This window comes from Mycobacterium sp. 1245801.1, from assembly GCF_001673055.1.
In the GTDB taxonomy this organism is placed as follows: Bacteria; Actinomycetota; Actinomycetes; order Mycobacteriales; family Mycobacteriaceae; genus Mycobacterium; species Mycobacterium europaeum_A.
This window is the reverse complement of sequence record NZ_LZKY01000294.1, coordinates 24,321-50,176: the sequence shown is the minus strand read 5'-3', so window position 1 is coordinate 50,176 and position 25,856 is coordinate 24,321. Positions and strand designations below refer to the sequence as shown.

The 25,856-nt window shown below is 66.5% G+C and carries 30 protein-coding genes; 12 read left to right on the top strand and 18 right to left on the bottom strand.

The window, feature by feature from the left end; all coding sequences use genetic code 11:
* Window positions 1-361 (bottom strand): LLM class flavin-dependent oxidoreductase (locus A5622_RS18935; protein ID WP_156748922.1); only part of this gene is annotated, 361 nt, incomplete at its 3' end.
* A gap of 142 nt (window positions 362-503) precedes the next feature.
* Between A5622_RS18935 and A5622_RS18930 the strand changes: the two genes are divergently transcribed.
* The 3 genes from A5622_RS18930 to A5622_RS18920 are packed head-to-tail and all read left to right on the top strand — an operon-like array spanning window position 504 to window position 3,278.
* Window positions 504-1,712 carry an FAD-dependent monooxygenase gene (locus A5622_RS18930; RefSeq protein WP_066880527.1) on the top strand — a complete coding sequence of 403 codons (1,209 nt, stop codon included), beginning with the start codon at window positions 504-506 and terminating at the stop codon, window positions 1,710-1,712.
* A 60-nt stretch (window positions 1,713-1,772) separates the two neighbouring features.
* A complete protein-coding gene (locus A5622_RS18925) occupies window positions 1,773-2,633 on the top strand; it encodes an LLM class F420-dependent oxidoreductase (protein WP_066880525.1) in 861 nt (286 codons plus the stop codon).
* 36 nt (window positions 2,634-2,669) lie between these two features.
* On the top strand, window positions 2,670-3,278 hold the full coding sequence (locus A5622_RS18920; protein ID WP_066864237.1) for a bifunctional 2-polyprenyl-6-hydroxyphenol methylase/3-demethylubiquinol 3-O-methyltransferase UbiG: 609 nt from the start codon (window positions 2,670-2,672) through the stop codon (window positions 3,276-3,278).
* A gap of 127 nt (window positions 3,279-3,405) precedes the next feature.
* Here A5622_RS18920 and A5622_RS18915 read toward each other — a convergent pair whose 3' ends face one another.
* Both A5622_RS18915 and A5622_RS18910 read right to left on the bottom strand, forming a co-directional pair.
* The gene (locus A5622_RS18915) at window positions 3,406-5,559 is read right to left on the bottom strand and encodes a 3-hydroxyacyl-CoA dehydrogenase NAD-binding domain-containing protein (protein WP_066864240.1); all 2,154 of its coding nucleotides are present in this window, start codon (window positions 5,557-5,559) and stop codon (window positions 3,406-3,408) included.
* A 4-nt stretch (window positions 5,560-5,563) separates the two neighbouring features.
* Complete coding sequence (locus tag A5622_RS18910) at window positions 5,564-6,775, bottom strand: acetyl-CoA C-acetyltransferase (RefSeq protein WP_066880523.1); 1,212 nt, start codon at window positions 6,773-6,775, stop codon at window positions 5,564-5,566.
* A gap of 280 nt (window positions 6,776-7,055) precedes the next feature.
* Here A5622_RS18910 and A5622_RS18905 point away from each other — a divergent pair, with 280 nt between their 5' ends.
* Window positions 7,056-8,237: a pyridoxal phosphate-dependent aminotransferase gene (locus tag A5622_RS18905; protein ID WP_066864246.1), complete on the top strand. Its 1,182-nt coding sequence runs from the start codon at window positions 7,056-7,058 to the stop codon at window positions 8,235-8,237.
* Here A5622_RS18905 and A5622_RS18900 read toward each other — a convergent pair.
* From A5622_RS18900 to A5622_RS18885, 4 genes are read right to left on the bottom strand one after another with little or no spacing between them, the layout of a single operon-like run.
* Window positions 8,234-8,674, bottom strand: a complete 441-nt coding sequence (locus A5622_RS18900; protein WP_066864249.1) for an SRPBCC family protein — start codon at window positions 8,672-8,674, stop codon at window positions 8,234-8,236. The genes A5622_RS18905 and A5622_RS18900 overlap by 4 nt on opposite strands.
* Window positions 8,675-8,712: 38 nt before the next feature.
* Window positions 8,713-9,168: an SRPBCC family protein gene (locus tag A5622_RS18895; RefSeq protein ID WP_066864252.1), complete on the bottom strand. Its 456-nt coding sequence runs from the start codon at window positions 9,166-9,168 to the stop codon at window positions 8,713-8,715.
* 58 nt (window positions 9,169-9,226) lie between these two features.
* Window positions 9,227-10,414, bottom strand: coding sequence for a CaiB/BaiF CoA-transferase family protein (locus tag A5622_RS18890; protein WP_197508046.1), 1,188 nt, complete (start codon window positions 10,412-10,414; stop codon window positions 9,227-9,229).
* 5 nt (window positions 10,415-10,419) lie between these two features.
* Window positions 10,420-10,863 carry an SRPBCC family protein gene (locus tag A5622_RS18885; RefSeq protein ID WP_066880521.1) on the bottom strand — a complete coding sequence of 148 codons (444 nt, stop codon included), beginning with the start codon at window positions 10,861-10,863 and terminating at the stop codon, window positions 10,420-10,422.
* 67 nt (window positions 10,864-10,930) lie between these two features.
* Between A5622_RS18885 and A5622_RS18880 the strand changes: the two genes are divergently transcribed.
* Window positions 10,931-12,616, top strand: a complete 1,686-nt coding sequence (locus A5622_RS18880; RefSeq protein ID WP_066880536.1) for an alpha-keto acid decarboxylase family protein — start codon at window positions 10,931-10,933, stop codon at window positions 12,614-12,616.
* A 4-nt stretch (window positions 12,617-12,620) separates the two neighbouring features.
* On the opposite strand, the gene A5622_RS18875 is transcribed toward A5622_RS18880, so the two are convergent.
* The 5 genes from A5622_RS18875 to A5622_RS18855 form a co-directional block, all read right to left on the bottom strand.
* A complete protein-coding gene (locus A5622_RS18875) occupies window positions 12,621-12,806 on the bottom strand; it encodes a bacterioferritin-associated ferredoxin (protein WP_066880519.1) in 186 nt (61 codons plus the stop codon).
* Window positions 12,807-12,816: 10 nt separating this feature from the next.
* The gene (locus A5622_RS18870) at window positions 12,817-13,443 is read right to left on the bottom strand and encodes a fatty-acid--CoA ligase (RefSeq protein ID WP_066864258.1); all 627 of its coding nucleotides are present in this window, start codon (window positions 13,441-13,443) and stop codon (window positions 12,817-12,819) included.
* The gene (locus tag A5622_RS18865; protein WP_066880534.1) at window positions 13,440-14,843 is read right to left on the bottom strand and encodes a FadD3 family acyl-CoA ligase; all 1,404 of its coding nucleotides are present in this window, start codon (window positions 14,841-14,843) and stop codon (window positions 13,440-13,442) included. Before A5622_RS18865 ends, A5622_RS18870 begins: the two co-directional genes overlap by 4 nt.
* A 38-nt stretch (window positions 14,844-14,881) precedes the next feature.
* Window positions 14,882-16,072 (bottom strand): amidohydrolase family protein, encoded by a 1,191-nt coding sequence (locus A5622_RS18860; protein WP_066864260.1) that lies wholly within the window; start codon window positions 16,070-16,072, stop codon window positions 14,882-14,884.
* Window positions 16,073-16,159: 87 nt separating this feature from the next.
* Window positions 16,160-16,579 (bottom strand): lipoprotein LpqH, encoded by a 420-nt coding sequence (locus A5622_RS18855; protein ID WP_066864263.1) that lies wholly within the window; start codon window positions 16,577-16,579, stop codon window positions 16,160-16,162.
* 111 nt (window positions 16,580-16,690) lie between these two features.
* Here A5622_RS18855 and A5622_RS18850 point away from each other — a divergent pair, with 111 nt between their 5' ends.
* Both A5622_RS18850 and A5622_RS18845 read left to right on the top strand, forming a co-directional pair.
* Window positions 16,691-17,446 carry an enoyl-CoA hydratase/isomerase family protein gene (locus A5622_RS18850; protein ID WP_066880517.1) on the top strand — a complete coding sequence of 252 codons (756 nt, stop codon included), beginning with the start codon at window positions 16,691-16,693 and terminating at the stop codon, window positions 17,444-17,446.
* 71 nt (window positions 17,447-17,517) lie between these two features.
* Complete coding sequence (locus A5622_RS18845; protein WP_066880532.1) at window positions 17,518-17,883, top strand: hypothetical protein; 366 nt, start codon at window positions 17,518-17,520, stop codon at window positions 17,881-17,883.
* On the opposite strand, the gene A5622_RS18840 is transcribed toward A5622_RS18845, so the two are convergent.
* The gene (locus tag A5622_RS18840) at window positions 17,799-18,518 is read right to left on the bottom strand and encodes a TetR/AcrR family transcriptional regulator (RefSeq protein WP_066864271.1); all 720 of its coding nucleotides are present in this window, start codon (window positions 18,516-18,518) and stop codon (window positions 17,799-17,801) included. The genes A5622_RS18845 and A5622_RS18840 overlap by 85 nt on opposite strands.
* 194 nt (window positions 18,519-18,712) lie before the next feature.
* Between A5622_RS18840 and A5622_RS18835 the strand changes: the two genes are divergently transcribed.
* Window positions 18,713-20,008: a cytochrome P450 gene (locus tag A5622_RS18835; RefSeq protein WP_066864275.1), complete on the top strand. Its 1,296-nt coding sequence runs from the start codon at window positions 18,713-18,715 to the stop codon at window positions 20,006-20,008.
* Window positions 20,009-20,028: 20 nt separating this feature from the next.
* Here A5622_RS18835 and A5622_RS18830 read toward each other — a convergent pair whose 3' ends face one another.
* Genes A5622_RS18830 through A5622_RS18815 form a run of 4 tightly spaced genes read right to left on the bottom strand, consistent with a single transcriptional unit; the run spans window position 20,029 to window position 22,487 of the window.
* Window positions 20,029-20,310 carry a cytochrome C oxidase subunit IV family protein gene (locus tag A5622_RS18830; protein WP_066864277.1) on the bottom strand — a complete coding sequence of 94 codons (282 nt, stop codon included), beginning with the start codon at window positions 20,308-20,310 and terminating at the stop codon, window positions 20,029-20,031.
* A 4-nt stretch (window positions 20,311-20,314) separates the two neighbouring features.
* A complete protein-coding gene (locus tag A5622_RS18825) occupies window positions 20,315-20,893 on the bottom strand; it encodes a cytochrome c oxidase subunit 3 family protein (RefSeq protein WP_066880515.1) in 579 nt (192 codons plus the stop codon).
* Window positions 20,890-21,705: a hypothetical protein gene (locus A5622_RS18820; protein ID WP_066880513.1), complete on the bottom strand. Its 816-nt coding sequence runs from the start codon at window positions 21,703-21,705 to the stop codon at window positions 20,890-20,892. The genes A5622_RS18825 and A5622_RS18820 overlap by 4 nt, the downstream gene beginning before the upstream one ends.
* Entirely contained in the window at window positions 21,702-22,487 is a 786-nt protein-coding gene (locus A5622_RS18815) for a hypothetical protein (protein WP_066880511.1), read from the bottom strand. Before A5622_RS18815 ends, A5622_RS18820 begins: the two co-directional genes overlap by 4 nt.
* A gap of 101 nt (window positions 22,488-22,588) precedes the next feature.
* Between A5622_RS18815 and A5622_RS18810 the strand changes: the two genes are divergently transcribed.
* Window positions 22,589-23,191: a TetR/AcrR family transcriptional regulator gene (locus A5622_RS18810; protein ID WP_066864287.1), complete on the top strand. Its 603-nt coding sequence runs from the start codon at window positions 22,589-22,591 to the stop codon at window positions 23,189-23,191.
* Between the two features lie 11 nt (window positions 23,192-23,202).
* On the opposite strand, the gene A5622_RS18805 is transcribed toward A5622_RS18810, so the two are convergent.
* Complete coding sequence (locus tag A5622_RS18805) at window positions 23,203-23,586, bottom strand: hypothetical protein (RefSeq protein WP_197497979.1); 384 nt, start codon at window positions 23,584-23,586, stop codon at window positions 23,203-23,205.
* Between the two features lie 220 nt (window positions 23,587-23,806).
* Here A5622_RS18805 and A5622_RS18800 point away from each other — a divergent pair, with 220 nt between their 5' ends.
* From A5622_RS18800 to A5622_RS18790, 3 genes are all read left to right on the top strand, one after another.
* Window positions 23,807-24,529 carry a hypothetical protein gene (locus A5622_RS18800; protein ID WP_066864293.1) on the top strand — a complete coding sequence of 241 codons (723 nt, stop codon included), beginning with the start codon at window positions 23,807-23,809 and terminating at the stop codon, window positions 24,527-24,529.
* Window positions 24,526-25,164, top strand: coding sequence for a hypothetical protein (locus A5622_RS18795; protein ID WP_066880510.1), 639 nt, complete (start codon window positions 24,526-24,528; stop codon window positions 25,162-25,164). The genes A5622_RS18800 and A5622_RS18795 overlap by 4 nt, the downstream gene beginning before the upstream one ends.
* A 132-nt stretch (window positions 25,165-25,296) precedes the next feature.
* Window positions 25,297-25,818, top strand: a complete 522-nt coding sequence (locus A5622_RS18790) for a hypothetical protein (RefSeq protein WP_066864299.1) — start codon at window positions 25,297-25,299, stop codon at window positions 25,816-25,818.
* Window positions 25,819-25,856 lie beyond the last annotated feature (38 nt).

The window sequence follows — 25,856 nt, the reverse complement described above, 5'->3', positions numbered from 1 at the left end:
ATTCGTGTTCGTACCAGCCGCCGCCGATACCCATCTGGATGCGGCCACCGGAGATGATGTCGGCCGTCGCGGCGACCTTGGCCAGGTAGACGGGGTTGCGGTAGCTCATCGCCGTGCACATCTGGCCGAGCTTGATCCGCGAGGTGGTCGCCGCGTAGGCGGCCATCAGCGACCAGGCCTCGTGCGTGGCTTCCCCGGTCGGCACGGGCACGGTGTGGAAATGGTCGTAGACCCAGAGTGAATCCCAGCTGCCCTTGTCCGCGTGGTCGGCCAGCTCGCGCATCACCGCCCAGTGGTTCTCCGGTTCGATGCCGACCAGATCCATTCGCCAGCCCTGCGGGATGAAGAGACCAAAGCGCATACCCGGACTGTAGCCGCAACCCCGCGGCCGTCACCCGCCCAGCGCGTCGAGCGCGGCCGCGACCGACTTCGCTCGCGACACCTCGTGCGGAGCATCGGGGGACTTACGCTTACCGAACGTTAAGTAAGTATGGGAGATCGTCATGCGGATCCTCGTCTCGGGTGCCAGCATCGCGGGCCCGGTCCTGGCCTACTGGCTGACCCGTCACGGCTTCGACGTCACCGTGGTGGAGCGCGCACCGACACTGCGCAAAACCGGCGGCCACGCCGTCGACTTGTTCCGTCCGGCAATGGAGATCTCGGCGAAGATGGGCGTCCTGCCACGCATCGAGGCGCGGGCCACCGGAACGGACCGGCTGACGATGCACCGGGAAGGCCGGACGAAGCCCACCCGGATCGACCTCACCAAGATCTACGCGGCCACCTCCGACCGGCACGTGGAGATCATGCGCGACGACCTCAGCGAGATCTACTACGACGCCGCGCGCGACGACGTCGAGTACCTGTTCGGTGACTCCATCACCGGGATCGAGCACGACGGCACCGTGACCTTCGAGCACGGCCCAGCGCGCACCTTCGACGTGATCGTGGGCGCCGACGGGCTGCACTCCAATGTGCGGCGCCTGACCTTCGGTGAAGACGCCGAGCTCACCCGCTTCCTCGGCGGCTACCTGTCGGTGGTCTCGGCGCCCAAGGCGCTGGTCGCGCCCGGCGAGATGGTCGCCCACATCGGGGTCGGGCGCTTCGCCGGCATCTACACCGCCGATCACCTGGACGACGCGCGGGCGGTGTTCATGTTCCGCAGCACGGCCGAATTGGATTACGACCACCGCGATGCGTTGCGGCAGAAGCGATTACTGCACGAGGCGTTTACCGGGATGCACGAGCAGGTGGACGGCTGGCTAAGCGAACTGGAGCGCACCCCCACCTTCTACTTCGACTCCATCACCCAGCTGCGCACCGATCGGTGGTCGCGCCGCCGGGTCACCCTGGTCGGGGACGCCGGATACTGTCCGGGGCCCGCGGTGGGCGGCAGCACCAGCCTCGCCGTCCTCGGCGCCTACGTGCTGGCCGGCGAGCTCGCCGAGGCCGACGGGGACCACCTGCGCGCCTTCGCCGCCTACGAACTCCGGATGCGCGAACCGGTGCACCGCAGCCGGTCGTTTGCCCGCGGTGCGGCCAAGGGCGTCATCCCCGGTTCACGAATCGGCCTGTGGGCGTTGACCCGTGGGGCCCAGCTGGTCTCGGCGATGCCCGGACCGCTGTCGCGGTCCTTGGCGAAGCTCAACACCAAGGGCGTGCGGATGCACGACTCGATGCCGGTCCCCGAGTACACCTTCAGCGACGTCTGACAGCATGTTGCGTAGAGCCGCGGACCCGAGTCACCGCGCGCCACCACGGGAAGGCTGCAGATGGAACTGACCGGTGTTGGGATCTGGAGCAGTCAACTGCGCTACGGCGACCCGGCCGAATCCGCCGACGCCGCAGCGGAACTCGACGACCTGGGCTTCCCCGCGCTGTGGATACCGGATGTCGGCGGTCCGGTGTTCGACGCGGTGGGTCATCTGCTCGGCGCGACCAAGCGAACCGTGATCGCCACCGGGATCCTGAACCTGTGGATGCATTCGCCCTCCGAGGTCGCCGACTCCTACGCGGCCCTGACCGCCGAGCACGGTGACCGCTTCCTGCTGGGCATCGGCGTCAGCCACGCGCCGCTGATCGATGCCGGCCAACCCGGTCGCTACCGCAAACCGCTGGCGGCAACGGCGGCGTTCCTGGACGGCTTGGATGCCGCGCCGCGGCCGGTGCCCATCGAGCGCCGGGTCCTTGCCGCGCTCGGCCCCAAGATGCTGACCCTGTCGGCGACCCGCGCCGGGGGCGCCCACCCGTACCTGGTCACCCCCGAACACACCGCCTCCGCCCGTGCGACTTTGGGCCAGGGCCCATTGCTGCTGCCCGAACAGACGGTGATCCTGACCGACAGCGCCGAGGAGGCCCGCCAGATCGGAACCGATTGGCTGCGCGCGTATTTGGCCTTGCCCAACTACGCCAACAACCTGTTGCGCAGCGGCTTCTCCGAGGACGACCTGTCGCAGGTGAGCGACCGGCTCTTCAACGCGATCATCGCGTGGGGCGACGAAGAGGCCATCATGCGCCGCGTCGCCGAACATCGTTCCGCTGGCGCCGACCACGTCTGCGTCCAGGTGCTGCTGGCCGATCCCCGCGCCTTCCCGCGCGAGGAATGGCGCCGGATCGCCGCCGCCTCTCGGTAGGGTGACCGGCCGCGTCGACGCGGCCTAGGGTGAGCTATGGCTTCCAAACAGACGCTGTTTCGGATCTTTTACCGCATCGGTTTCACCCCGTGGGACGGTCATCCGCTCGCCCAGAGCGTGCGCGATCTCGTCGAGGGCACCCCCGACGCCGCCGCGCTCCCCGCAGGGTCGGCCCTGGAGGTCGGCTGCGGCACCGGCGACTGCTCCATCTACCTCGCCCAGCACGGCTGGAAGGTCACCGCGGTCGACTTCGTGGCCAAACCGCTCGAGCGCGCCCGCGCGAAGGCACAGGCTGCGGGCGCCACGGTCGACTTCGTCCAGGCCGACGTCACGCAGTTGAGCCGGACGGGCATCGGCACCAACTTCGGGTTGATCGTCGACAACGGGTGCCTGCACAACATGAGCGACGCGGATCGCGACGCCTATGTCCGCGAGATCAGCGCCCTTGCCGCACCCGACGCCCGCCTGCTGATCGTCGCGTTCGTGCCCGGTGGCCGGGTCGGCGTGCGCGGGATCGACCGCGCCGAGATGGAACGTCGATTCACCCAGAGCTGGACGCTGCTGTCGGCCGGCGCCGAACGCGAGCTGGACCGCGCCGAGAAGACGCCGGCGTGGTACTACCTATTCGCGCGCCGCGACACGTAACCTGTTGCGACGACACGCCGTGGCGCTTCGCAATGGCTTAAGTCTCGGCGCAGCGGCCGAGCCGCCGTACGCATAAGCCCCCGAAACCACGAGGTTTCGGGGGCTTATGCGCTTGCGTTGGTGCGGGCTAGGTCAGCGACGCCGGCGGCAGGAACCGGTCGCCGTAGCGGGCCGCAAGCTCCTTGGCCCGGGCCACGAAGGCTTCCTTGCCGATGCCGTGCTTGCCCTCGTAGCCGACGATGAACTGGGCGCTACCACCGGTGTAGGGCGGGAAGCCGATGCCCATGATCGACCCGATGTTGGCGTCGGCGGTCGACGTCAGCACGCCCTCGTCCAGGCACTTCTGCGTCTCGAGCGCCTCGGCGAACAACATGCGATCGATCATGTCCTGCAACGGAATATCGGCGCTGCCGGACTTGAACGTCTCGCGCAGGCCCGGCCATAGCCGGGTGCGCTTGCCGTCGACGTACTCGTAGAAACCCGCGCCCTTCAGCCGCGACGGGCGGCCCAGCTCGATCATCTTCTCGACGACGGCCTCGGCCGGGTGCGGCTCGTAGGTGCCGCCCGCGTCCTCGACACCCTTGCGGGTGGCCGTGGCGATCTTGTGCATCAGCTCCAGGTTGAGCTCGTCGGACAGCTGCAGCGGCGGCGCCGGGTAGCCGGCCTGCGAACCGGCGTGCTCGACGCTGGCCGGCTCCACGCCCTCACCGAGCATGGCGAGCGCCTCGTTGACGAACGTGCCGATGACGCGGCTGGTGAAGAAGCCGCGGCTGTCGTTGACGACGATCGGGGTCTTGCCAATGGCCAGCGTGTAGTCGAACACCCGGGCCAGCGCCTCGTCGGAAGTCTTTTCGCCCCTGATGATTTCGACCAGCGGCATCTTGTCGACCGGCGAGAAGAAGTGGATCCCGATGAAGTCCTCCTGGCGCTTCACGCCGGTCGCCAGACCGGTGATCGGCAGCGTCGAGGTGTTCGACCCCAGCAGTGCGTTGGGCTCGACGATGTCCTCGATCTCCTGGAACACCTTGTGTTTGAGTTCCTGGTTCTCGAACACCGCCTCGATCACGAAGTCGACGCCCTTGAAGGCCTCGGGGTCGGCGGCCGGGGTGATCCGGTCCAGCAGCGCCTTGCTCTTCTCCTCGGTGGTCTTGCCACGCTGAAGCGCCTTGGCCTCAAGCTTTTCCGAGTAGCCCTTGCCCTTCTCGGCGGCCTCGAGGCTGACGTCCTTGAGCACCACCTCGAAGCCGGCCTTGGCCGAGACGTAGGCGATACCGGCGCCCATCATGCCCGCACCCAGCACACCGATCTTGTTGATCTTGACCGGTTCGATGCCGTCGGGCCGCGACCCACCGCCGTTGATGTGCTGCAGGTCGAGGAAGAACGCCTGAATCATGTTCTTGGCGACCTGGCCGGTAACCAGCTGGGTGAAATAGCGGCTCTCGATGCGGCTGGCGGTGTCGAAGTCCACCTGCGCGCCCTCGACGGCCGCGTCCAGGATGGCGCGCGGCGCCGGCATCGGTGCGCCCTTGAGCTGCTTCTTGAGCAGCGCCGGGAACGACGGCAGGATGCCGGCCAGCGCGGGGCTGGCGGGGGTGCCGCCGGGCATCTTGTAGCCCTTTTTGTCCCATGGCTGGGTGTATGAGTCGGGGTCGTCCTTGACCTGTTTGATCCAGGCCTTGGCGGCGGGCACCAATTCGTCTACCGAGCCGACGATTTCGTCGACCAGGCCGATCTCCTTGGCCTTGTCGGCCTTGAACCGGGTGCCCTGCGACAGGATGTTCATGAAGGCGTTCTGGATGCCGAACATCCGCACGGTGCGGGTCACCCCGCCGCCGCCGGGCAGCAGGCCCAGCGTGACCTCGGGCAGGCCGACGACCAGGCCCTTGACGTCCGCTGCGATGCGGTGGTGACAGGCCAGCGCGATCTCCAGACCGCCGCCCAGCGCCGCGCCGTTGATGGCGGCCACCACTGGCTTGCCCAGCGTCTCGAGCGCACGCAGGTCGCGTTTGACCGACTCGACGGTGTCGAACGCCTCCCCGGCGTTCTCCGGGCCGAGGTTGATCATGCCCTTCAGGTCACCGCCGGCGAAGAAGGTCTTCTTCGCGCTGGTGATCACCACACCGGTGATCGAATCCTTCTCGGCGGCAAGGCGTTCTACAGCGTTGTGCATGGACTCGCTGTAGTGCTCGTTCATCACGTTGGCCGACCCGGTGGGGTCGTCCAGGGTCAGGGTGACGATGCCGTCGTCGTCCTTGTCCCACTGAATGGTGTTCTCTGCCATGGTCTTAAACCCTCTCGATGATGGTGGCGACACCCATGCCGCCGCCGATGCACAGCGTGATCAGCGCGCGACGCGCGTTGCGGCGCTCGAGCTCGTCGACCATGGTGCCGGTGATCATGGCGCCGGTGGCGCCCAGCGGGTGGCCCATCGCGATGGCGCCACCGTTGACGTTGAGCTTCTCGTCGGGGATGTTGAGGTCCTTCTGGAACTTCAGCACCACCGACGCGAACGCCTCGTTCAGCTCGAACAGGTCGATGTCGTCGATCGTCAGGCCCGCGCGGTCGAGCACCTTCTGCGTGGCCGGGGTCGGGCCGGTGAGCATGATGACCGGGTCCGAGCCGCTGGTGGCGGTGGCCACGATGCGTGCCCGCGGCGTCAGGCCCTGCGACTTGCCCGCGGCTTCCGAACCGACCAGCACCAGCGCGGCGCCATCGACGATGCCCGAGCTGTTGCCGCCGGTGTGGACGTGGTTGATCTTCTCAACCCAGTGGTACTTGGTGAGCGCGACGTCGTCGAACCCGCCCATCTCACCGATCCCGTCGAACGCGGTCTTCAGCTTGCCCAGGCCCTCGAGCGTGGTGTCGGGCCGCATGTGCTCGTCGTGGTCGAGGATGACCAGACCGTTCTGGTCGCGCACCGGCACCACCGACTTGGCGAAGTAGCCGCCCGACCACGCCGCGGCGGCCTTCTGCTGGCTGCGCAGCGCGTAGGCGTCGACGTCGTCGCGGGAGAAGCCCTCGATGGTGGCGATCAGGTCGGCGCCGATGCCCTGGGGCACGAAGCCGATCTGGTAGTTGGTCTCGGGGTCGGTCGCCCAGGCGCCGCCGTCGGAGCCCATCGGCACCCGGCTCATCGACTCGACACCGCCGGCCAGCACCAGGTCGTCCCAGCCGGACCGGACCTTCTGGGCGGCGGTGTTGACGGCCTCGAGACCGGAGGCGCAGAACCGGTTGAGCTGCACGCCGCCGGTGGTCTCCGGCAGGCCGGCGGCCAGCACCGCGGTGCGGGCGAGATCGCCGCCCTGGTCACCGACCGGGGACACAACGCCCAGGATCATGTCGCTGATCAGGTTCTCGTCCAGGTCCGGGAACCGCCGGCGCAGCTCGTCCACCAGGCCCACGACCAGGTTGAGCGGCTTGACCTCGTTCAGCGAACCGTTGCGCTGCTTGCCCCGCGGGGTGCGGATGGCCTCATAGATAAAAGCTTCTTCGGACATGACGACTTCCTGTTCTGACGAATAGGGTTCGAATCCGTCTTCGAGATAGATTCCGCCCCACCCTAACAGGGTCCCCGGCCAACCTGTTGGTTGGGCAAGATCGCGCAGCTCAGAGGCACCGAGTGACGCACGCCACGCGTCGGCTTGCGGGGTCGGGCGGCCGCCCCGGCCGAACGTGCGACTACGTTCACGCTCGGCGACGAGTGTGCGCCTAACTTCACGCTGGCTGGTGGGCGTCCCGGGCACTGGCCGTGGCCGGCCACGCCTAAGCTCGACCACCATGACGGTGGAGCGACTGCGCCCCTACGCGACCACGGTGTTCGCCGAGATGTCGGCGCTGGCCGCGCGCATCGGAGCGGTGAACCTGGGCCAGGGGTTTCCCGACGAGGACGGCCCCCCGGCCATGCTCAAGGCCGCCCAGGAGGCCATCGCCGACGGCGTCAACCAGTACCCCCCGGGCATCGGCATCGCGCCGCTGCGCCACGCCATCGCCGCCCAGCGCCGGCGCCGCTACGGCATCGACTACGACCCCGACACCGAGGTGCTGGTGACGGTCGGGGCGACCGAGGCCATCGCCTCGGCGGTGATCGGCCTGGTCGAGCCGGGCTCCGAGGTCCTGCTGATCGAGCCGTTCTACGACTCCTACTCGCCGGTGGTGGCGATGGCCTCCGCGCAACGGGTGGCCGTGCCCCTGGTCCCCCACGGTCGCGGCTTCGCCCTGGACGCCGACGCGCTGCGCCGGGCGGTTACGCCCCGGACCCGGGCGCTGATCGTCAACTCACCGCACAACCCGACCGGCACCGTGCTGCGCGCCGAAGAGTTGGCGGCCATCGCCGAGGTGGCGGTCGCGGCCGACCTGCTGGTGATCACCGACGAGGTCTACGAGCATCTGGTATTCGACCGCCACCGACACGTGCCGCTGGCCGGCTTCGACGGCATGGCCGAGCGCACCATCACCATCTCCAGCGCGGCCAAGATGTTCAACTGCACCGGCTGGAAGATCGGATGGGCTTGCGGCCCAGCGCATCTGATCGCCGGGATGCGCGCGGCCAAACAGTACCTGAGCTATGTTGGCGGCGCGCCGTTCCAACCGGCGGTGGCGCTGGCCCTGGACACGGAGGACGCATGGGTGGACGACCTGCGCGCCACGCTGCAGGCCAGACGCGATCGGCTGGCCGCCGGGCTGATCGACGTCGGGTTCGAGGTGCACGACAGCGCCGGCACGTACTTCCTGTGCGCCGATCCGCGTCCGCTGGGATACGACGACAGCAGCGAGTTCTGCGCGGCGCTGCCGGAAAAGGTTGGCGTTGCCGCGATCCCGATGTCGGCGTTCTGTGACCCCGCTGCGACGAGCGGTCCGGCCGACGTGTGGAATCACTTGGTGCGCTTCACCTTCTGTAAACGTGACGACACGCTCGACGAGGCGATCAAGCGGCTGGCCGCGCTGAAAGACGCCGGTTAGCCGGCAGTGCCCATCACGCGCTTACGCAGACCCTCCAGCGCGGCGTGCAGGATTTTCTTGCGGGCCCGGGCGATCCAGAACTCCGGTAGCGGCGCCCACGGTTCGACGGTGATGGTGAAGCGCACCCTGGTCTTGTCCACGCCCAGCCGGCTCAGGTTGTACTCGCCGTGCTGACCGTGCTGCTGCGCCGTCTTCCGGGCGTCCCACACCATCCAGTCTGGGCCCCAATGGTATTCGAGCAATTCCGTGTCGTGGATGCCGGTCACCGAGATCGTGACCTTCACGTGGTGGGGGCGGCCGTCGGGATGCTTGTCGACGACCTCGACCCGCTTGTGGACCGACGACCACGAGGGCACGGCATCCATATCGGCGAGCGCCTCCATGATGACTTCCGGAGGCGCGTCGATGATGATTTCCGACGATGCTTGAACGGCCACTACTACTAAGTTAACGCCAGCGCAGCCACCGGCGAAGGCTATTCGGTCCCGGGGGACTCCCTGTCGCCCGAGACCAGGTCGCGCAACCCCTTCATGGAGGCGTCGAGAACGCTCTCGGCGGCCCGTCGCACGATGAACGCGGGCATGGGCCGGCCGGGTTCGACGGTGATGTCGAAGCGCACCCGAGTCTGGTCGATCCCTTCGGGTTTGAGGGTGTATTCGACGTGCTGCCCATGCTGCTGAGAGGTCCCCGTGGCGTCGTAGACGACCCAATCGGGACCCCAGTGATATTCCAGGACCTCCTTGTCGACCAGCCCGAGAATCTTGATGGTGGTCTTGACATGGTGGGGCCGGCCGTCGGGATAACGGTCGATCACTTCGATGTGTTTGTGCAGCGGCGACCACGATGACAGGACGCCGACATCTGTCAGCGCCTCCATGACCACTTCTGGCGGCGCGTTGACGACGAATTCCCGTGATGCTTTTACGGCCACTGAAGATCAACTTAGCAACGCCGATCCCGCTGCGGACGGATTCGGCGTAACCAGTTCCCTACCAGTTGATTTCGGCAAGCGGTGTGGTTTTCGCCGGCGGCGGTCCGACCGGTCCGGCCGGGGTCCGCGAAAAGCGTGGGGCGGGCGCGGCCTGGTCGGCGCCATGGGCGGTGATCACCGTGGACCGCGTCCGCAAGTGCTCGTCGGTGGCGGCCTCGCTCCACGTCAGCACTGCGGTGACGCACGCGTCGGTGCCGGCGAACGTCTGTGCCCACTCGTCGCGCGTGCGCCCGGCGAACCGCCGGGTGAAGATCTCGCGCATCCGCGGATACGAAGCTTTGTCGTGTTGGGCCGGCACGTCATCGGGTGACAGGCCAAGCCCATCGAGCAACGCCGCGAAGAATTGCGGCTCGATGGCGCCGACGGCCACGTACTTACCGTCGGCGGTCTCGTAGCAGCCATAGAACGGGGCGCCACCGTCGAGCAGAAACGATTCGCGCCGGTCGCGCAGTGCCCCAGTGGACTTCATGGTCCACATCATCTGGGACAGCAGGCTGACACCGTCGACCATCGCCGCGTCGATCACCTGCCCGGTGCCCGTGCGTTCGCGTTCGTAGAGGGCGGCCGCGATGCCGATCACCACCAGCATCGAGCCGCCGCCGAAGTCGGCGACCAGGTTCAGCGGCGGCATCGGTGGCCGGTCGGCATATCCCAGCGCCGACAGCGCACCGGTCTGCGCCAGGTAGTTGATGTCATGCCCGGCGGTCGCGGCCAGCGGCCCGTCCTGGCCCCAGCCGGTCATCCGGGCGTAGATCAGCCGCGGGTTGAGCGCCGCGCAGTCGTCGGGCCCGATGCCGAGCCGCTCGCAGGTTCCGGGCCGGAAGCAGTCCAGCAGCACGTCGGCCTTGGCGGCCAGGCCCAGCAGCGCCTGCGGCTGCGCCTTGACGTCCAGGTCGACGATCCGCTTGCCGCGATGCAGCAGATCACGACCCTCGGCCGGCATCGCCACGCCTGTTTGGTGGCGACCCGCTTCGCCCGGCTTCGCCGCGCTCGCGATCGCCACGCCTGTTTGGTGGCGACCCGCTTCGCCCGGCTTCGCCGCGCTCGCGATCGCCACGCCGCCGGGCCGGCGCACCCGCACCACGTCCGCACCCAGGTCGGCGAGCAGCATTCCCGCGTGCGGCCCGGGACCGATGCCACCGAGTTCGATGACGCGCACCCCCGCCAGCGGCCCGCCACCGCCCACGGCGGCTAGTTACCCTTCTTCACCTGGAGCACCCGCTCGCGCAGCGCCTTGGTCGCCGAATCGATGGTTCCCTTCACGGCACGCTTGAGCACGAAGCCCGGCAGCGGCACGTTCGGGTCGGCCAGCAACTCGAACCTGACCAGGGTCCCTTCGCCCTGCGGCACCAGGGTGTACTTTCCGTCCTGCGCCTTCTGCTGCGAGGAGCTGACCAGCTTCCAGCTCACCACGTTGTCGCCCCAGGTGTAGGCCACCACCTGTTCATCGGTGATCCCGGCGACCTTGACCTTCATCCGCACTTGGCGGGGGCGCCCGTCGTCGCCGGTGTCGAGGATCTCCGCACTCTGATGCGGCTCCGACCAGTCGGGCATCGCTTCGAAGTCGGCGATGACGTCCAGAATCTCCTGGGGACTGGCTTCGATGACGATGTCGCGGGATTCTTTGAGTGCCATGGCCCGCACGATACTGGCACCGCGTCTCACCCGGAACGGATTGAACTTCGAGCGTACCGTCGTGCCTGTGACTGATGCCGCGACCGATACCGCATACACCGTCGGTGACTACCTGTTGGACCGTCTCGCCGAGCTCGGCGTCTCGGAGATCTTCGGTGTTCCCGGCGATTACAACCTGGAATTCCTCGACCACATCATCGCCCATCCCCGCATCCGCTGGGTCGGCAACGCCAACGAGCTCAACGCCGGCTACGCGGCCGACGGATACGGTCGCCTGCGCGGAATGTCGGCTTTGGTAACGACATTCGGCGTCGGCGAGCTCTCGGCGGCCAACGCGATCGCGGGCAGCTACGCCGAACAGGTACCAGTCGTGCACATCGTCGGCGGCCCGTCCAAGGACGCCCAGGGCACCCGCCGGGCGCTGCACCATTCGCTCGGCGACGGGGACTTCGAGCACTTCTTCCGGGTCAGCCGCGAAATCACCTGCGCCCAAACTAATCTCATGCCCGCGACGGCCCGCCGCGAGATCGACCGGGTGTTGTCGGAGGTGCGTGAGCAGAAACGCCCCGGCTACATCCTGCTGTCCACCGACGTGGCGCGCTTCCCCACCGAGCCGCCGGAGGCGCCGTTGCCCCGCTACACCGGGGGCACCAGTCCCCGCGCGCTGGCCATGTTCGTCGAGGCGGCGAGCGCACTCATCGGCGACCACCAGGTCACGGTGCTCGCCGACCTGCTGGTGCACCGGCTGCAGGCGATCAAGGAACTCGAGGCGCTGCTGGCCGCCGACGTGGTGCCGCACGCCACGTTGATGTGGGGCAAGAGCCTGCTCGACGAGAGCTCACCCCACTTCCTGGGCATCTACGCCGGGTCGGCCAGCGCGCCGGCGGTGCGCGCCGCGATCGAGGACGCGCCCGTGCTGGTGACCGCCGGCGTCGTGTTCACCGACATGGTCAGCGGCTTCTTCAGCCAGCGCATCGACCCGGCCCGGACCATCGATGTGGGCCAGTATCAGAGCAGCGTGGCCGGGGAAGTCTTCGCGCCGTTGGAAATGGGCGCCGCGCTCGACGCGCTGGCCACCATCGTGGCCCGGCGCGGGGTCTCGTCGCCGCCGGTGGTCTCGCCGCCCGCCGAGCCGCTGCCGCCGCCCCCGCCCCGCGACGAACCGCTGACCCAGAAGATGTTGTGGGACCGCCTGTGTGTGGCCCTCACACCGGGCAACGTGGTGCTCGCCGACCAGGGCACCTCCTTCTACGGCATGGCCGACCACCGGCTGCCGCAGGGCGTGACGTTCATCGGTCAACCACTATGGGGCTCAATCGGTTACACGTTGCCCGCCGCGCTCGGGGCGGCCGTGGCGCACCCGGACCGCAGGACGGTGTTGATCATCGGCGACGGCGCGGCGCAACTGACCGTCCAGGAGCTGGGCGCCTTTTCGCGCGAGGGCCTGACCCCCGTCATCGTGGTGGTCAACAACGACGGCTACACGATCGAGCGGGCGATCCACGGCCAGACCGCGCCCTATAACGACATCGTGAGCTGGCAGTGGACGGACGTTCCCCGGGCGCTGGGCGTCAGCGACCACTTGTCGTTCCGGGTGCAGACCTACGGCGAGCTCGACGACGCCCTGACCGCAGCGGCGCAGCACCAGGACCGCATGGTGTTCGTCGAGGTGATATTGCCACGGCTCGAAATCCCCAACCTGCTCGTCGACCTCGTCCGACCGACGTCACCGGACGGCAGCCCCCGGCGCTGACGCCCTAGCGCGAGTTCGGGGTTCGCTCCGGGCTGGAGGAGCGCAGGATGGCCTGCACCGTGCGCCGGCAGCGACCGCAGTCGGCGCCCGCCCCACAGGCCTGGGCGACTTCCTTGGTCGTCGACGCCCCGCATTCCACGGCCTCGGTCACGGTTTGGCTGGTGACGCCGTTACACAGGCATACGAACACCGGCGAGCCCTCAGTCCGCCCCGATGCGCATCATGTCGAAGAATCGGCCGACGAACAGCGGCGGGTAGGCACCGATGCCCGCGCCGGACATCCATTGCGCCGCGGCATCGGGGTGGTCGATCCAGCGCCGCGCGCTTTCCTCGTCGGGAAACTCCTGCAGGATCAGCACCTCGTGATCGTCGTCGAAAGCCTGGAATACCCACGTCTTTCGGATTCCGGCGGTGGTGAATCTGTCTATCGCCGTGCCGACTTCGGAGGTCAGCAGGGACACGTCGTTGACCGACGCGATGGCGGCAACCACGACGCCCGGTGCCGCAGGGGTTTTCGGTGGCTGCGCGATGAACCTGTCGACGATCTCGCCGGCGAAGACCGCGGGTATGTCCTCGACGCCGGCCTCGTCGAACCAGTCGAAGAAGACCCGGGAGCGCAACAGCTCCACGATCGGCTCCCTGCTGTGGACGCCGATCATCACCAACACCCGCCCGTGGTCATGTGTCGAGGTGTAGACGAGCACATGGTGTGCACCGATGTCGGCCAGGGCGGCCTTATTGCGTTCCAGCAGGGGCCAGACCCGGGTCGGGTCGGGGACGCGATAATCCGACGCGATCACCATTGAATGAATGTCGCCGTTGTTCACCGCAGTTGGTCCTTCATCACTTTCCCTGTGGCGTTGAGTGGAAGTGAATCAAGGAACTCTACCGCGCGCGGCACTTTGAACCCGGCCATCCGGTCCCGGCACCAGCCGATCAGCTCTTCGGCGCTGACATCGGCATTACGGACCACGAAAGCCTTGCCCACCTGGCCCATCCGCTCATCGGGGACACCGATGACGGCCGCCTGCGCGACGGCCGGGTGGCTGAGCAGGAAGCCCTCGATCTCGGCCGGGTAGGCGTTGAATCCACCGACGATGAACATGTCCTTCTTCCGGCCGACGATGCGCAGCCGACCGGCCTCGGTGAATTCCCCCAGATCCCCGGTGTGCAGCCACCCCTCGCCGTCGATCGCTTGGGCGGTGGCCTCCGGTTCGTCGAGGTACCCCTGCATGACTCCGTAGCCACGGACCAGCACTTCGCCGTCGTCGGCGATGCGCACCTCGACCCCGTCGCACGGCACGCCCGCGGTGGTGGCCACATCCTCGAAGGAGTCGCCGGGCAGCGAAAGGGTGACGTTGCCGGCTTCGGTCAGGCCGTAACCCGTCATCAACGTCTGGAAGGGCAGCTCGTCATGGATGCGCCGCACCAGCTCGACGGGAATGTCCGCGGCGCCGGTCACCCCCGCACGCAACGACGACAGCGTGGACTTGTCCCCCACCGTCAGCAACGAGTGATACAGCGTAGGCGGTCCGGGAAGCATTGTAATGCGTTCGCGTTCAATGAGATTCACGACGGTGTCGACGTCGAACACCGCGACGGGCAGCATCGTCGCACCGCGCAGGAAAGAGGTCACCAGGCCGGCCTTGAGCCCGAAGGTGTGGAAGTACGGGTTGATCTGGAGATAGCGGTCGCCCGCGCGCAGGTCCGCGAGCGTCGCCCACTCCTCGTACATGCGCAGCGTCTGGCCGTGATTCAGCATTGCGCCCTTGGGGCGCCCGGTGGTGCCCGAGGTGAAGATGATGTCCGAGGTATCGGTGCCGCGCACCGGACGCTCGAACGGTGAACCGCTGGACAGGAAGTCGGACTTCAGGTCGATGACCGGCACCCCGGCGGGGGCGCTGTAATCCTGGTTCAGAAAGCCCTTCTGGACCAGGACCGCCTTCACCTTGCTGCGGCCGATGATGTCACCGGCCTCTTCGGTCTTGAACCGGGTGTTGACCGGGACGAGCACACCGCCCGCGGTGAGCAACCCGAACGCGGCGATGATCCACTCGGCCGAATTCGGTGCCCAGATCGCGACCCGGTCGCCCTTTTCGATGCCGAGGTCAGCGAAAGCGCCTGCGGCGCAACGAATTCGCTTGACGACTTCGGCGAAAGTCAAACGCAGCGGACCGTCGACGACTGCTTCCGCATCGCCGAAGCGGTCCGCTGCGCTCAAGACCATCTCGGGGATGGTCTGCCATGCCTGGTTTGGCCGGTCGGTCACACCGTGACGAGCCGACCGAGGTTGCCGCCCATGATCTTGGCCTGGTCGTCAACGGACAGGTGCGACAGCGCGTTGACGTAGTACGTCGGCTCCGCCAGGCCCTCCGGGTGCGGCCAGTCCGAGCCGTACAAGACCTGATCCACACCGACGAGGCTGATCAGGTCGTCGATGCCGTCCTCGAAGAACGGGCTGACGTGGATCCGGTTCTTGACCGTCTCGACGGGGTCGCTCGGGAAGGCCTCCGGGGCCTTCCGGAAGACCTCGGCCAGGCCGTCGAGCAGCGGGGTCATCCACTTCGAACCGGCCTCGACGATCGCGACCTTCAGCTTCGGGTGGCGGTAGAGCGCGCCGTGGATCACCCACGAGCCCACCGCATCCTGGATCGGGCGCCATTCGTTGAGAATGTTCATCGCATTCGTCTGGAACGGCAGCATTTCCTGTTCGGCGCCGTCCCACTCGGAGGTGTAGCGCGAGTAGCCGCTGTCGCTGGAGTGCATGCCGACCAGCACGTCGTGCTCGACGACCCTTTCCCAGAATGGGTCGAACTCGGGCACCGCGAACGACCGCGGGCCGCGGAAGCCGGGGACGGGAGCCGGGCGGATCAAAATGGCGCGGGCGCCGCGCTTGACCGCCCACTCCAGTTCCTCGATCGCCTTCTCCACGATCGGCAGCGTGATGACCGGCGTAGTAAAGATGCGGTTCTGGTAGTTGAAGCCCCAGACCTCGTCGAGCCACTCGTTCAACGCGTGAACCAGGACGTGGATGGCGACCGGGTCGTCGCGCAGCCGCTCCTCGAGCAGGCTGGCCAGCGTCGGGAACATCAGCGTGCGGTCCAGGCCCAGCTCGTTCATCTTCTCCAGCCGCGGGCCGGGTTCGAAGAACGCCGGTATCGCGCGCATCGGCTCGCCGAACAGCTCGCGCTTGGATTTGCCGTCCGGGTTACCGAACTTGAAGTACTCCTCCCAGGCACCCGGCCGGGCGACGACCTCGAAGGTCGGGTTGGGAATGTAGTTGCTGATTTGGCCGCGGATGGCGATCTTCGTCCGCCCGTTGACCTGCACGTACTGGACATAGTCCTTGTACGCCTTGGGCAAGAACTTGGTCAGCGCTTCCGGCGGCTCGTACAGATGGTTATCCGCGTCAAAGATCGGAAACGGGACGTCTTCCCGGTGCGACAACTGCCCCATGAAATCCTCCTTCTTGATTTGTGAGAATACTATTCTCTACAGGCGCCTAACCGCAACGTGCCCCCGCCGAACCGCTGTTCGACGAGGTCAGCACGACACGTAGATCTTGTAGGTGGCGGTGGCCGGTTCCCCGGGCTTGTCGGTCTTGTAGCCGTTGGCGGTGCCGCTGACGGTGAATTTGTCGCCCGTCATGCTCATGTCGCCGGTCCCGTCGCCGCCCCGGGAGTACATCCCGGTGAAGCCGCCCACATTCTGGATGTGCACCGACTCGACCGTCGCCGGTTGCGCGCTCTCGTCGACGATGAGCTTGGCGCCGGCAAAATCGCTACCGATGTCGATGGTCCGGGTCCATTCGCGTTGCCCGCACTTGACGATATGAAAATTCCGGTCGTTGCCGTTGACGGTGACGGATGCCGTGCCGGCGAGTTGGGTCGGCGGTCGCGACGTGCACGCCGCGACCAAGGTAATGGTCAGGACCGCAGTGGCGGCCGCGATGGGACTCCGCACCGAGTCACCTCAATTCTCGCCGGCGAAAGTTCTTGGGCTGCAGCGATGATGTTATTCTCGCCAAAAGAGAATGCCAATATCGGGTTCTTGCCGAGGAGCGATAACAAGAACATGGTGGACCTGGAGATCGACGACGGGTTGGCCGTGGTCACCATCGACCGCCCGCACGCGCGCAACGCCATTGGCCTGGACACCATGGACCAGCTGGAGAAGGCGCTCGACGCGGCGGCGGATGCGCAGGCGCTGGTGATCAAGGGCGCCGGGGACAAGGCCTTCGTCTCCGGCGGTGACCTCAAGGAACTGAGCGCGCTGCGGACCGAGGAGGACGCCGCGGCGATGGCCCGGCGGATGCGGTCCATCTGCGACCAGCTGGCGGACTTCCCCGCCCCCGTCATCGCCGCGCTCAACGGTCACGCGTTCGGGGGCGGCGCCGAAGTCGCGGTCGCCGCCGACATCCGGGTGGCCGCCGACGACATCAAGATCGCCTTCAACCAGGTGCAGCTGGAGATCATGCCGGCCTGGGGCGGAGCCGAGCGGCTGGCCGCGCTGGTCGGAAAGAGCAAGGCGCTGCTGTTGGCCGGTTCGGGAACCGCCCTCGGCGCCGCCGAGGCCGAGCGGATCGGCCTGGTGGACCAGGTGCTGCCCCGCGCCGTCTTCGACTCACCCGACGAAGGATGGCGAGCGGTCGCGAGGTCGCTGGCCCGCCGCCCGGCGACGGAGATAAAGCGCGTAATCCGCGGAGTTTCTCCTGATGAGGCGATAGCATCCTTTGCGCGACTATGGGTTGCCGACCCACACTGGCAGGCCGCAGAACGGGTCATGAACCGCAACACCAAACCGCGCCCGGCAGCCGGAGGAGCGTCATGACCATCAACTTGAAGACGGTGCTGGGCGTCGGCCCCGCCATCTCGTTGGCCTGTCTGTTGGCCGCGGCGGGAGTGCTGGCGGGAAGCGGGCGGGCACACGCCGATGACCCCGTCATGCATCACGTCAGGTACACCGTCACCGCGCAGAATCCGATTTACACCAGCATCTATTACCTGGACCATCAGCCGGCCAAGTTTTCCGATTACAGCCACAACCCCTATTCGTTCACGCCACACGTCGACGTCGACCTCGCCCCGGGCAAACCGTGGGGCTTCGATCTGGACATGTCGGACCCCGATCATTACGCCATGGTCGTGGCGAGCACGGGCACGGAGCCCGGCACGCCGGGGCTTCACTGTGAGCTGGCGGTAGACGGCGCCGTCGTCGTATCCAAGGACGGCCCCAAAGGCGTGCTCTGCTCGCTGCGTAACTGGTGAACCAGCCAGGTCTCCGGCACACCCTCGATCGGTTGCGGTTCGCCTTCCAGGCGGCGCAGGTAGTTTTCGACCAGCTCCACCGTCTCGGCATGGCCGGCGGACATGCCGATCGCCTGCTCGAGCACCAGAAAGCGCGAGAGGCTGCTCATCAGCACCGTCCACACCACCGGGGGGATGTCGATGTCCTGGCCCTCGTCTTGAATCCTGGAGCCGTAGCGCTCCAGCGCCGTCGCCACCGCTTGGCGCTGTTCTTCGCGGAAACGCTCTGCGTAATAAGCGATTTCGGCCCGCATGTCCTTGCGGTGGTTGGCCAGCGCCATGAATTCCATGGAAATCCGGGTGAAGGCGGGGTCGGTGCCGAATCGCCACAGCGCCCACAGCGGCTGTGGCAACTTCAGCATTTGCGCGTGCGCCTCGAGGGCCTCTTCGGCCCGGCGGCGGAACACCTCGAGGAACAGCTCTTCCATGGTGCGGAAGTAGTAGTGCACCAGCTGGGGTTTCAATCCCGCCCGGCCCGCCAGCCGGCGCGACGTCACCGCGGCATACCCCTCTTCGAGCATCAGCTGCTCGGCAGCATCGAGCAACAGACCACGGTTTTTCGCGTCCGGCGCCCCGATCCTGCGGGCCGATGTCATGTCCCTGCTCCGTACTGTGTGCCATCCCGTGCCGACCACACGGATCGTATCGTGGCGCGGCGTTGCGATCTTGACCCTGACATTACCGCCATGCTAAGCAGGTGCTCAGCATATTTTCGATCTCGTAATCACGCGGCGATACCGCTTGCCCCGGTACACCACCGGTTAACCCAGCCCAGGGGGACGCACTGAAGATGAGCAACTTCGAGACGATTGACTTCTTCACCGATCCGACTTTGGTCCCGGATCCGCATCCGTACTTCGACTACCTGCGGAGCCAAAACCCCGTGCTGCGGCTGCCGCACTACGGCGTCGTCGCCGTCACCGGCTATGACGAGGCCTGCGAGATCTATAAGGACCCCGACACCTTCTCCAACATCGTCGCGCTCGGGGGGCCGTTCCCGCCGCTGCCCTTCACGCCCGAAGGCGACGACATCAGCGCCCAGATCGATGCGCACCGCAGCTCCTTCCCGATGAACGAGCACATGGTCACGATGGACCCGCCGGATCACACCAAGGCCCGGTCGGTGCTCGCCAAGCTGCTGACCCCGAGCCGGCTCAAGCAGAACGAGGAGTTCATGTGGCGCCTCGCCGACCGTCAGCTCGACGAGTTCCTCGGCATCGGTGAGTGCGAGTTCATCGCCGAATACTCCAAGCCGTTCGCCACTTTGGTGATCGCCGACCTGCTCGGGGTGCCGGAGGAAGACCACAAGGAGTTCCGCACCGTCCTGGGCGCCGACCGGCCGGGCGCGCGGGTGGGCGCGCTGGACCACGAATCGGTGGGCATCAACCCCCTCGAGTGGCTCGACGACAAGTTCTGTCACTACATCGAGGATCGGCGCCGTGAGCCGCGCGGCGACGTGCTGACCTTCCTGGCCGAAGCGAAGTACCCGGACGGGTCGACGCCCCCGGTGATAGAGGTGGTCCGCTCGGCGACCTTCCTCTTCGCCGCGGGGCAGGAAACCACGGCCAAGCTGCTCAGCGCCGCCCTGCAGGTGCTCGGTGACCGGCCCGACATCCAGCAACAGTTGCGGGATGACCGCAGCCTGATTCCCGGGTTCATCGAGGAGTCGCTGCGCATGGACAGCCCGGTGAAGAGCGACTCACGCCTGGCCCGCAAGGCCACCAGCATCGGCGGTGTCGACATCCCCGCCGGCACCGTGGTCATGATCCTGCCGGGCGCCGCCAACCGCGACCCGCGCCGATTCGACAACCCGCACGAATTCGACCTGCGCCGCAAGAACGTTCGCGAACACATGGCGTTCGCCCGCGGTGTGCACTCGTGTCCCGGCGGTCCGCTCGCCCGCGTCGAGGGCCGTGTCTCGATCGAGCGGATCCTGGACCGCATGCCGCACATCGAAATCAACGAAGCCCATCACGGGCCGGCCACCGAGCGCCGCTACAGCTACGAGCCGACGTACATCCTGCGGGGCCTCAGCGAACTGCACCTGACGTTCACCACCGCCGACGCGGTCGCGCCGGTCGCCTAGGGGTTCGACGCTCGCGAGCGCTACCGGACCTGCAGTCCGACGAAGTAACTGCCGAGCAAGACCACCGCGATCAGCACCACCCACGCGTCGGTGAGTCGGCACAGCAGGACCGGGGCGTCTCGCACCTCCATGAACTCGCGAAAGATGATGCGCACCTTGACCAGTGCGATGACGATGACGCTCGACGTGACCACGGCGCTGGACTTCAGCAATCCGCCGGCGGAGTGGTCGATCCCCAGATAGGCCAGCGTCAACGCGGCCAGGATCACCCAGACCAACAACAGCCTCTTGTTGAGTTTCACTGGCTCACCTCACCACGTAGAGCAGCGCAAAGATCAGCACCCACAGGAAATCGATGGTGTGCCAATAGGTTGCGCAGGTTTCGACAACGTTTTGGTCCCGCCGCGCCGGGCTCAGAAGTTGGTAGACGATGACGCCGAGCACGACGAAGCCGATCAGCAGGTGCACGAAGTGGATGCCGGTGAGGAAGAAATAGAACATGAAGAAGTCGTTGCTGTCGATGCCGTTTCCGGCGTGGACCAGTCGCGCCCACTCGAGCACCTTGAACGACAGGAAGACTGCGCCGAATGCGGCCGTGATGAAGACATCCCGGAGCGCCGGCCGGTAGGCGCCGGCGCGCGCCGACTGCACACACCGCGCCACCGACCATGAGCTGAGCAACAACACCAATGTGTTCAAGACCCCGACGCGCAGGTCGAGCTGAGCCTGTGAATGCAGGAACAGGTCGGGGTTGCGGCCGCGGGAGAACAGGTAGAAGCCGAAATACGCGGTGAACACCAGGGTTTCGAACAGGACGAACGCCCACATGTCGGGCTGGCCCGGCACAGCCCTCGCGCGCGCCGGCTTGCCGGCCAGGCCGGTCACTGCGCCACCGGACCCTTGGCCGGCAGGTCCGGCAGCACGCCGGTCCCGAAGTCTTCGCGGCGGATCATCTGGAACAGCATGACGATGAACGTGACCTGGTAGATGCCGAACACCACCATATCGAGCCACCACGCGATCTCGCCATCCCACGCGAACACGCCGCGCCGGAAGATCCAGCACGGCGCCACGACCACCTCGGTCAGCGCGTTGCACAGGTTGAGATAGCCGAACCACTTGGGAAATACCCGATTCTTGTCGAGCAGGATCGCCACCATCCAGATGAGCGAGCCGATCAGAAACACCCCCATCGTTCCGTCAAAAGACAGGAACGCGAAGTCATACAACCAGCCGATCACCCGGGGATCGCGGTCCGGTCGCAGCGTGCCGACGATCAGCGCGATGTTGAGCAGCAGCATGCCGGGTACCGCGCTGAGCGAGTAGATGAGCAGATACGAGTAAGCGAACGCCCGGCTGACCGACATGCGCCGCATCGAATAGGCGATGAGGGCGTTGTTGACCGCGATCATGCCGCTGATGGCGAAGATGACGCCGAAGCCGACGGGTATGCCGAGGCGACGTTCGGCGAACCAGTGGACCTGTGTCGCGAGATCCCAGGTGGGTTCCGGCGGCGGCTGGACCTGCGCCACGATGAAGAACATGGGGAAGAAGAGGCCGTAGAACACCATGAGCACCCCCCACGCCAGCCACAGCTCTCGCTTGGGGTCGCGGCGCAGGTGCCAGCCGATCCGGTGATGCAGCGGGCCCGCGGGCGGCGTGGCCGGGGACGGCGGCGGTGTGATCACCGCGCTCATGCGGTAGCCAATTCCGTTGAGCAATCACGGCTTTCGGCCCGCTCGCGATAAACGGCTCGACCCAGGACAACGCCCATCACGATGATCCACAGGGCAATGGCGGCGTTTTTCACCCAGAACGAGAGCAAGCCGTCCCACGCCAGCGGGCCGGTCAACGCCACGCCGACGAAGGACGCCGGCGCCAGCGCGGCCGCCACCAGCAGGTTGAAGTGGGCCACCCAGCGGTTGAACACCGGGCGCGACTTGTCATCGAAATAGATTGCCAGGGCCAGGATTACGCACTGCCCGATGAAGAACGGGACCAGAATGGTGAAGGTGATCCAGCCGAGATCGTTGAGCAGCTGGGTCAACTCGGGGCTGCGCTCCGGTCGAAAGGCGGCCAGCAGCCAGCAGACGTTGGCAACGAGAAACAACGTCGGACCACCGGCCGCGCACCCGAGCATCGCGTAGGAAAAGATCGGCGTCCGATGCGCCATGCGGCGAATCTGCAGCACGATCAGGGCCAGGATCGGCACGAGGCACACGCCGAACCAATTGAACAGGATCATGCTGGAACGGATCTGGGGAATATGCGCCGGATCGCGGTAGAACGCGGCCACCTGTTCGGCCGACATGGTGGGTGACATCGGCGGGTTGAACCCTGGAAACAGGAAGAAGGACGCGATCCACAGGATCAGCGCCGCGGGCAATGTCCAGAGCAGAATCAGCTCGCCATCGGTCCGCCGCGCGGCGGTTCGCACCGATTGGGTACCGTCCCCGTCGTTTCCGCCGACGTCGGACATCGGCACTCCTTCCCCGCACGAAATCGCCGCCGAAACCCGGCTAGTGAGCGAAGCTAGCCGATCGGCTAGCCAGGGTCAATAGCGTCGTCTAGTCTCGGTGCGTGGGAACAGCGCGGCAGCCGGACACCGGTGAGCAATTCTGGCTCATCGAGCACAGTCCTGCCCGGACACGGGTACTCGATGCCGCGCTGGATCTGATCGCCAACCACGGCGTGAGCGGTACGTCACTGCAGATGATCGCCGACGCCGTCGGTATCACGAAAGCTGCTGTCTACCATCAATTCCGGACCAAAGAGCAGATCGTGATCGCCGTGACCGAGCGCGAACTCGGCCGGCTCGAGCCCGCGCTGGAGGCGGCCGAAGCGTACGACGACGGGCCCCAGGCTCGAGATGCGTTGCTGGTGGGCGTGATCGAGATGGCCGTTCGGGACCGCCGGCTGGTGCGCACGCTGCAATTCGATCCCGTCGTCGTCCGGCTGCTGGCCGAGCACAAGCCGTTTCAACATTTCATGGACCGTCTGTATCGGGTGCTGCTGAGCGATGCGGGCCTGGACGGGCGGATCGAGGCCGCCATGTTCTCCGGCGCGCTGAGCACCGCGGTCATGCATCCGTTGGTGGCCGACATCGACGACGAGACCTTGCTCGAACGGGTTACCGATTTGAGCCGGCGCCTGCTCGGTCTGCCTCGACCATCCCGCGACTGACCGCGCCGCGGCTACGTGTCGGCGCGGACCCAGCTCGAGATGCCGTCGTGCGCGATACAGATCAGGAACAGACCATCGGGCGCCTGCGCGACGTAGTTCAGATAGTTCGTGCAGTCGGAGTTTTCGTCCTTGACACCCGCCATCGGCGGTGAGCGGAACCATCGCGGCTGGTATCGCCTCGGCGAGCCGCAGAACATCAGCCGGCCCGGCTCCGAGGCGAAGGAGACGTATCCGTCGGCGACACCGAAGGCGTAGTAGGTGGTGTTGTCACACGGTGCGCCGAGAACCTGATGGGGCATGATGCCCGGGGTGCAGGCTGGGTAGTCGCAGACGGTCGGCCCGGCCGAGGCTGGCGGCGCCGCCACCACCCCGGCGCCGAGCAACGCGGCAACCATAGCCACGATTGATCGCACCCGATTACTCTGCCACACCTGAAAAGAAAATTCTCCTGGTTGGAGAAGATCACCTGGGCCGAACGGTGTTCGGCGACGCGCCATGCCGAAACACCGCGGTGGCCGCTCCCCGGCGAGCCGGCATTTCCGCATGTAAGGCCTCGGGTGGGCGGCCGACCGACGACGGCATTGAGCCCGGGCGGCGGTGATAAGCTGCTTCTCCGTGCACGATCCGGAGGGGCCTGACGCCGACCCACGTGAGGACGCGGCGCCAGACGAAGTTGCCCGGGCCGAAGCGCGGGCCGAGGCGGCGCGGGCACGCCTGTCGCAACTGCGCCGGGCCGCCGAAACCGGGAGCGTGGACGACGAGGACGATGCCTCCCAAGACGCCGAGCAGCGCCCCGCGAAGACCCGCAAGCGGCTACGCCTGCGGCGTCCGGGACGCCCACGGTGGCTGCGGCGTCCCAAGCGGAAAACGGTAGCGGTCGGCGTCGGCTCCGTGCTCTTCTCGGCCTCTGTCGCCGCGACCGGTTACATGCTGTGGCAGCACCACATCGGCGTGCATAATCGCCAACTCGCCGCGGAGTTCAGTGCGGCCGCCCGGCAAGGGATCACGGCTTTCATGTCAATCGACCCCGCTCATGCCAAGGAGGATGTCCAGCGCGCGATCGATGCCTCCACCGGCGACCAGAAGAACCAGCTGGCTGTGCTGTCGACCCTGATCGTCAATAAGGCCGAGGAGACGAAGGTCGGCAGCACGGTCACCGTCGAAGCGGTCGCCGTCCAATCGTTGAGCGACAATTCGGGAGTCGTGCTGGTGGCGGCGAAGACCACTCCCACTGGGCCGGATAACGCCAAACCGCCGCCGGCCTTGTTTCGGCTCAGCGTCAACATGGACCGCGACGGCGGCCAGCTCAAAATGTCGAAAATCGAATTCCTGCGATGACTGTCGAGCATGGCTCGTCGCCGGACGACACCGAAAAGATTGACGGAGTCCAGACTTCATCCGCCGAGGAGAACGACGGGCCGCCCGCTGGCGAGGACCCGGCACGCGCGGGCCGGCTGGCGGTGATTCGGCGCCGAGCCCGCCCGTATTTGGCACGGTGGCGTGCGATCGTCGCGACGGCGTTGGTGGTTGCCGCCGTGGGAGTCGCCGCAGGCGTGTACTTCTTCGTGTACCGGCCGGACCAGCAGGTCAATGACGCGGCGGCGGGCCGGGCAATCCGGGCGGCGTCAGACGGTGCGGTGGCGGCGCTGTCGTATTCCTACGACCATTTGAACCGCGATTTCGACAACGCGAAATCACATCTCACCGGCGACTTTCTGGCCTATTACAGCAAATTCGCCGACGAGGTCGTCGCGCCGGTGGCGGAGAAGGGACAATTGACGGCGTCCGCCAAGGTGATTCGGGCCGCGGTCTCGGAATTGCATCCCGATTCGGCAGTCGTGCTGATTTTCGTCGACCAGACGACGGCGAGCGTGCACAAGAAGGATCCCGAGAAAACGCAGAGCAGCGTCCTTGTCACGCTGAAAAAAGTCAATGGGTCCTGGCTGATTGCAAAATTCGACCCGTCCGGATAAGCGGGGTAGATCTTGTCCCAACCGTTACCTGGCAGGCCGAAGCGGTGTAACGTCATCGGTCGAGAACGCCGCAACCGACGGCGAAAAGGCGCCTATAGGCACTCTCGGATTACGCGCTTCGAGGAGCACCTGATGCGTTCAGTCAAAACACTCACCACCGCAACGCTGGTTGCTGCCACCGCATTCGGCGGTTTGAGCGCTGCGCCCACTGCCCAGGCGATAACCAAGGAAGACGTGGCCCTCAACGGAACCTACCGCGCCACGTCCATCGGCGATTGGGCCCAGCGAAATGACCAGTACTTCGGCGAACCGACGGTCTACCAGGTATGGACCATCAGCTCGACGTGTGACTCGACCTTGGAATGCCATGGCACGGTGACGAGCGACCAGGGATGGACCGCGCCCCTATATATGAAAGATGGGGAGATGTGGAAGGTGAGGCGCGAAGTTCCGAACTGGGAGCGGTGCGAGGACGGTACGGCGTTCCCCGGGCAGCAGCAATACTTCTTCTTCCCGGTGAACGACAACGGCGGCTTTCAAATCGGATCACGGGTCCTCTCGGGCAAGGACAAGACGGTCGGTCCGAGCGGTGCGTGCGGACAAAACAATTGGCTCGATATCACGATGCCGTTGCGGTTAGACCAGCTCTCCTGACCGGCCGGGCGTAGCTTCGTCGCCACGCCCCCTGGGCC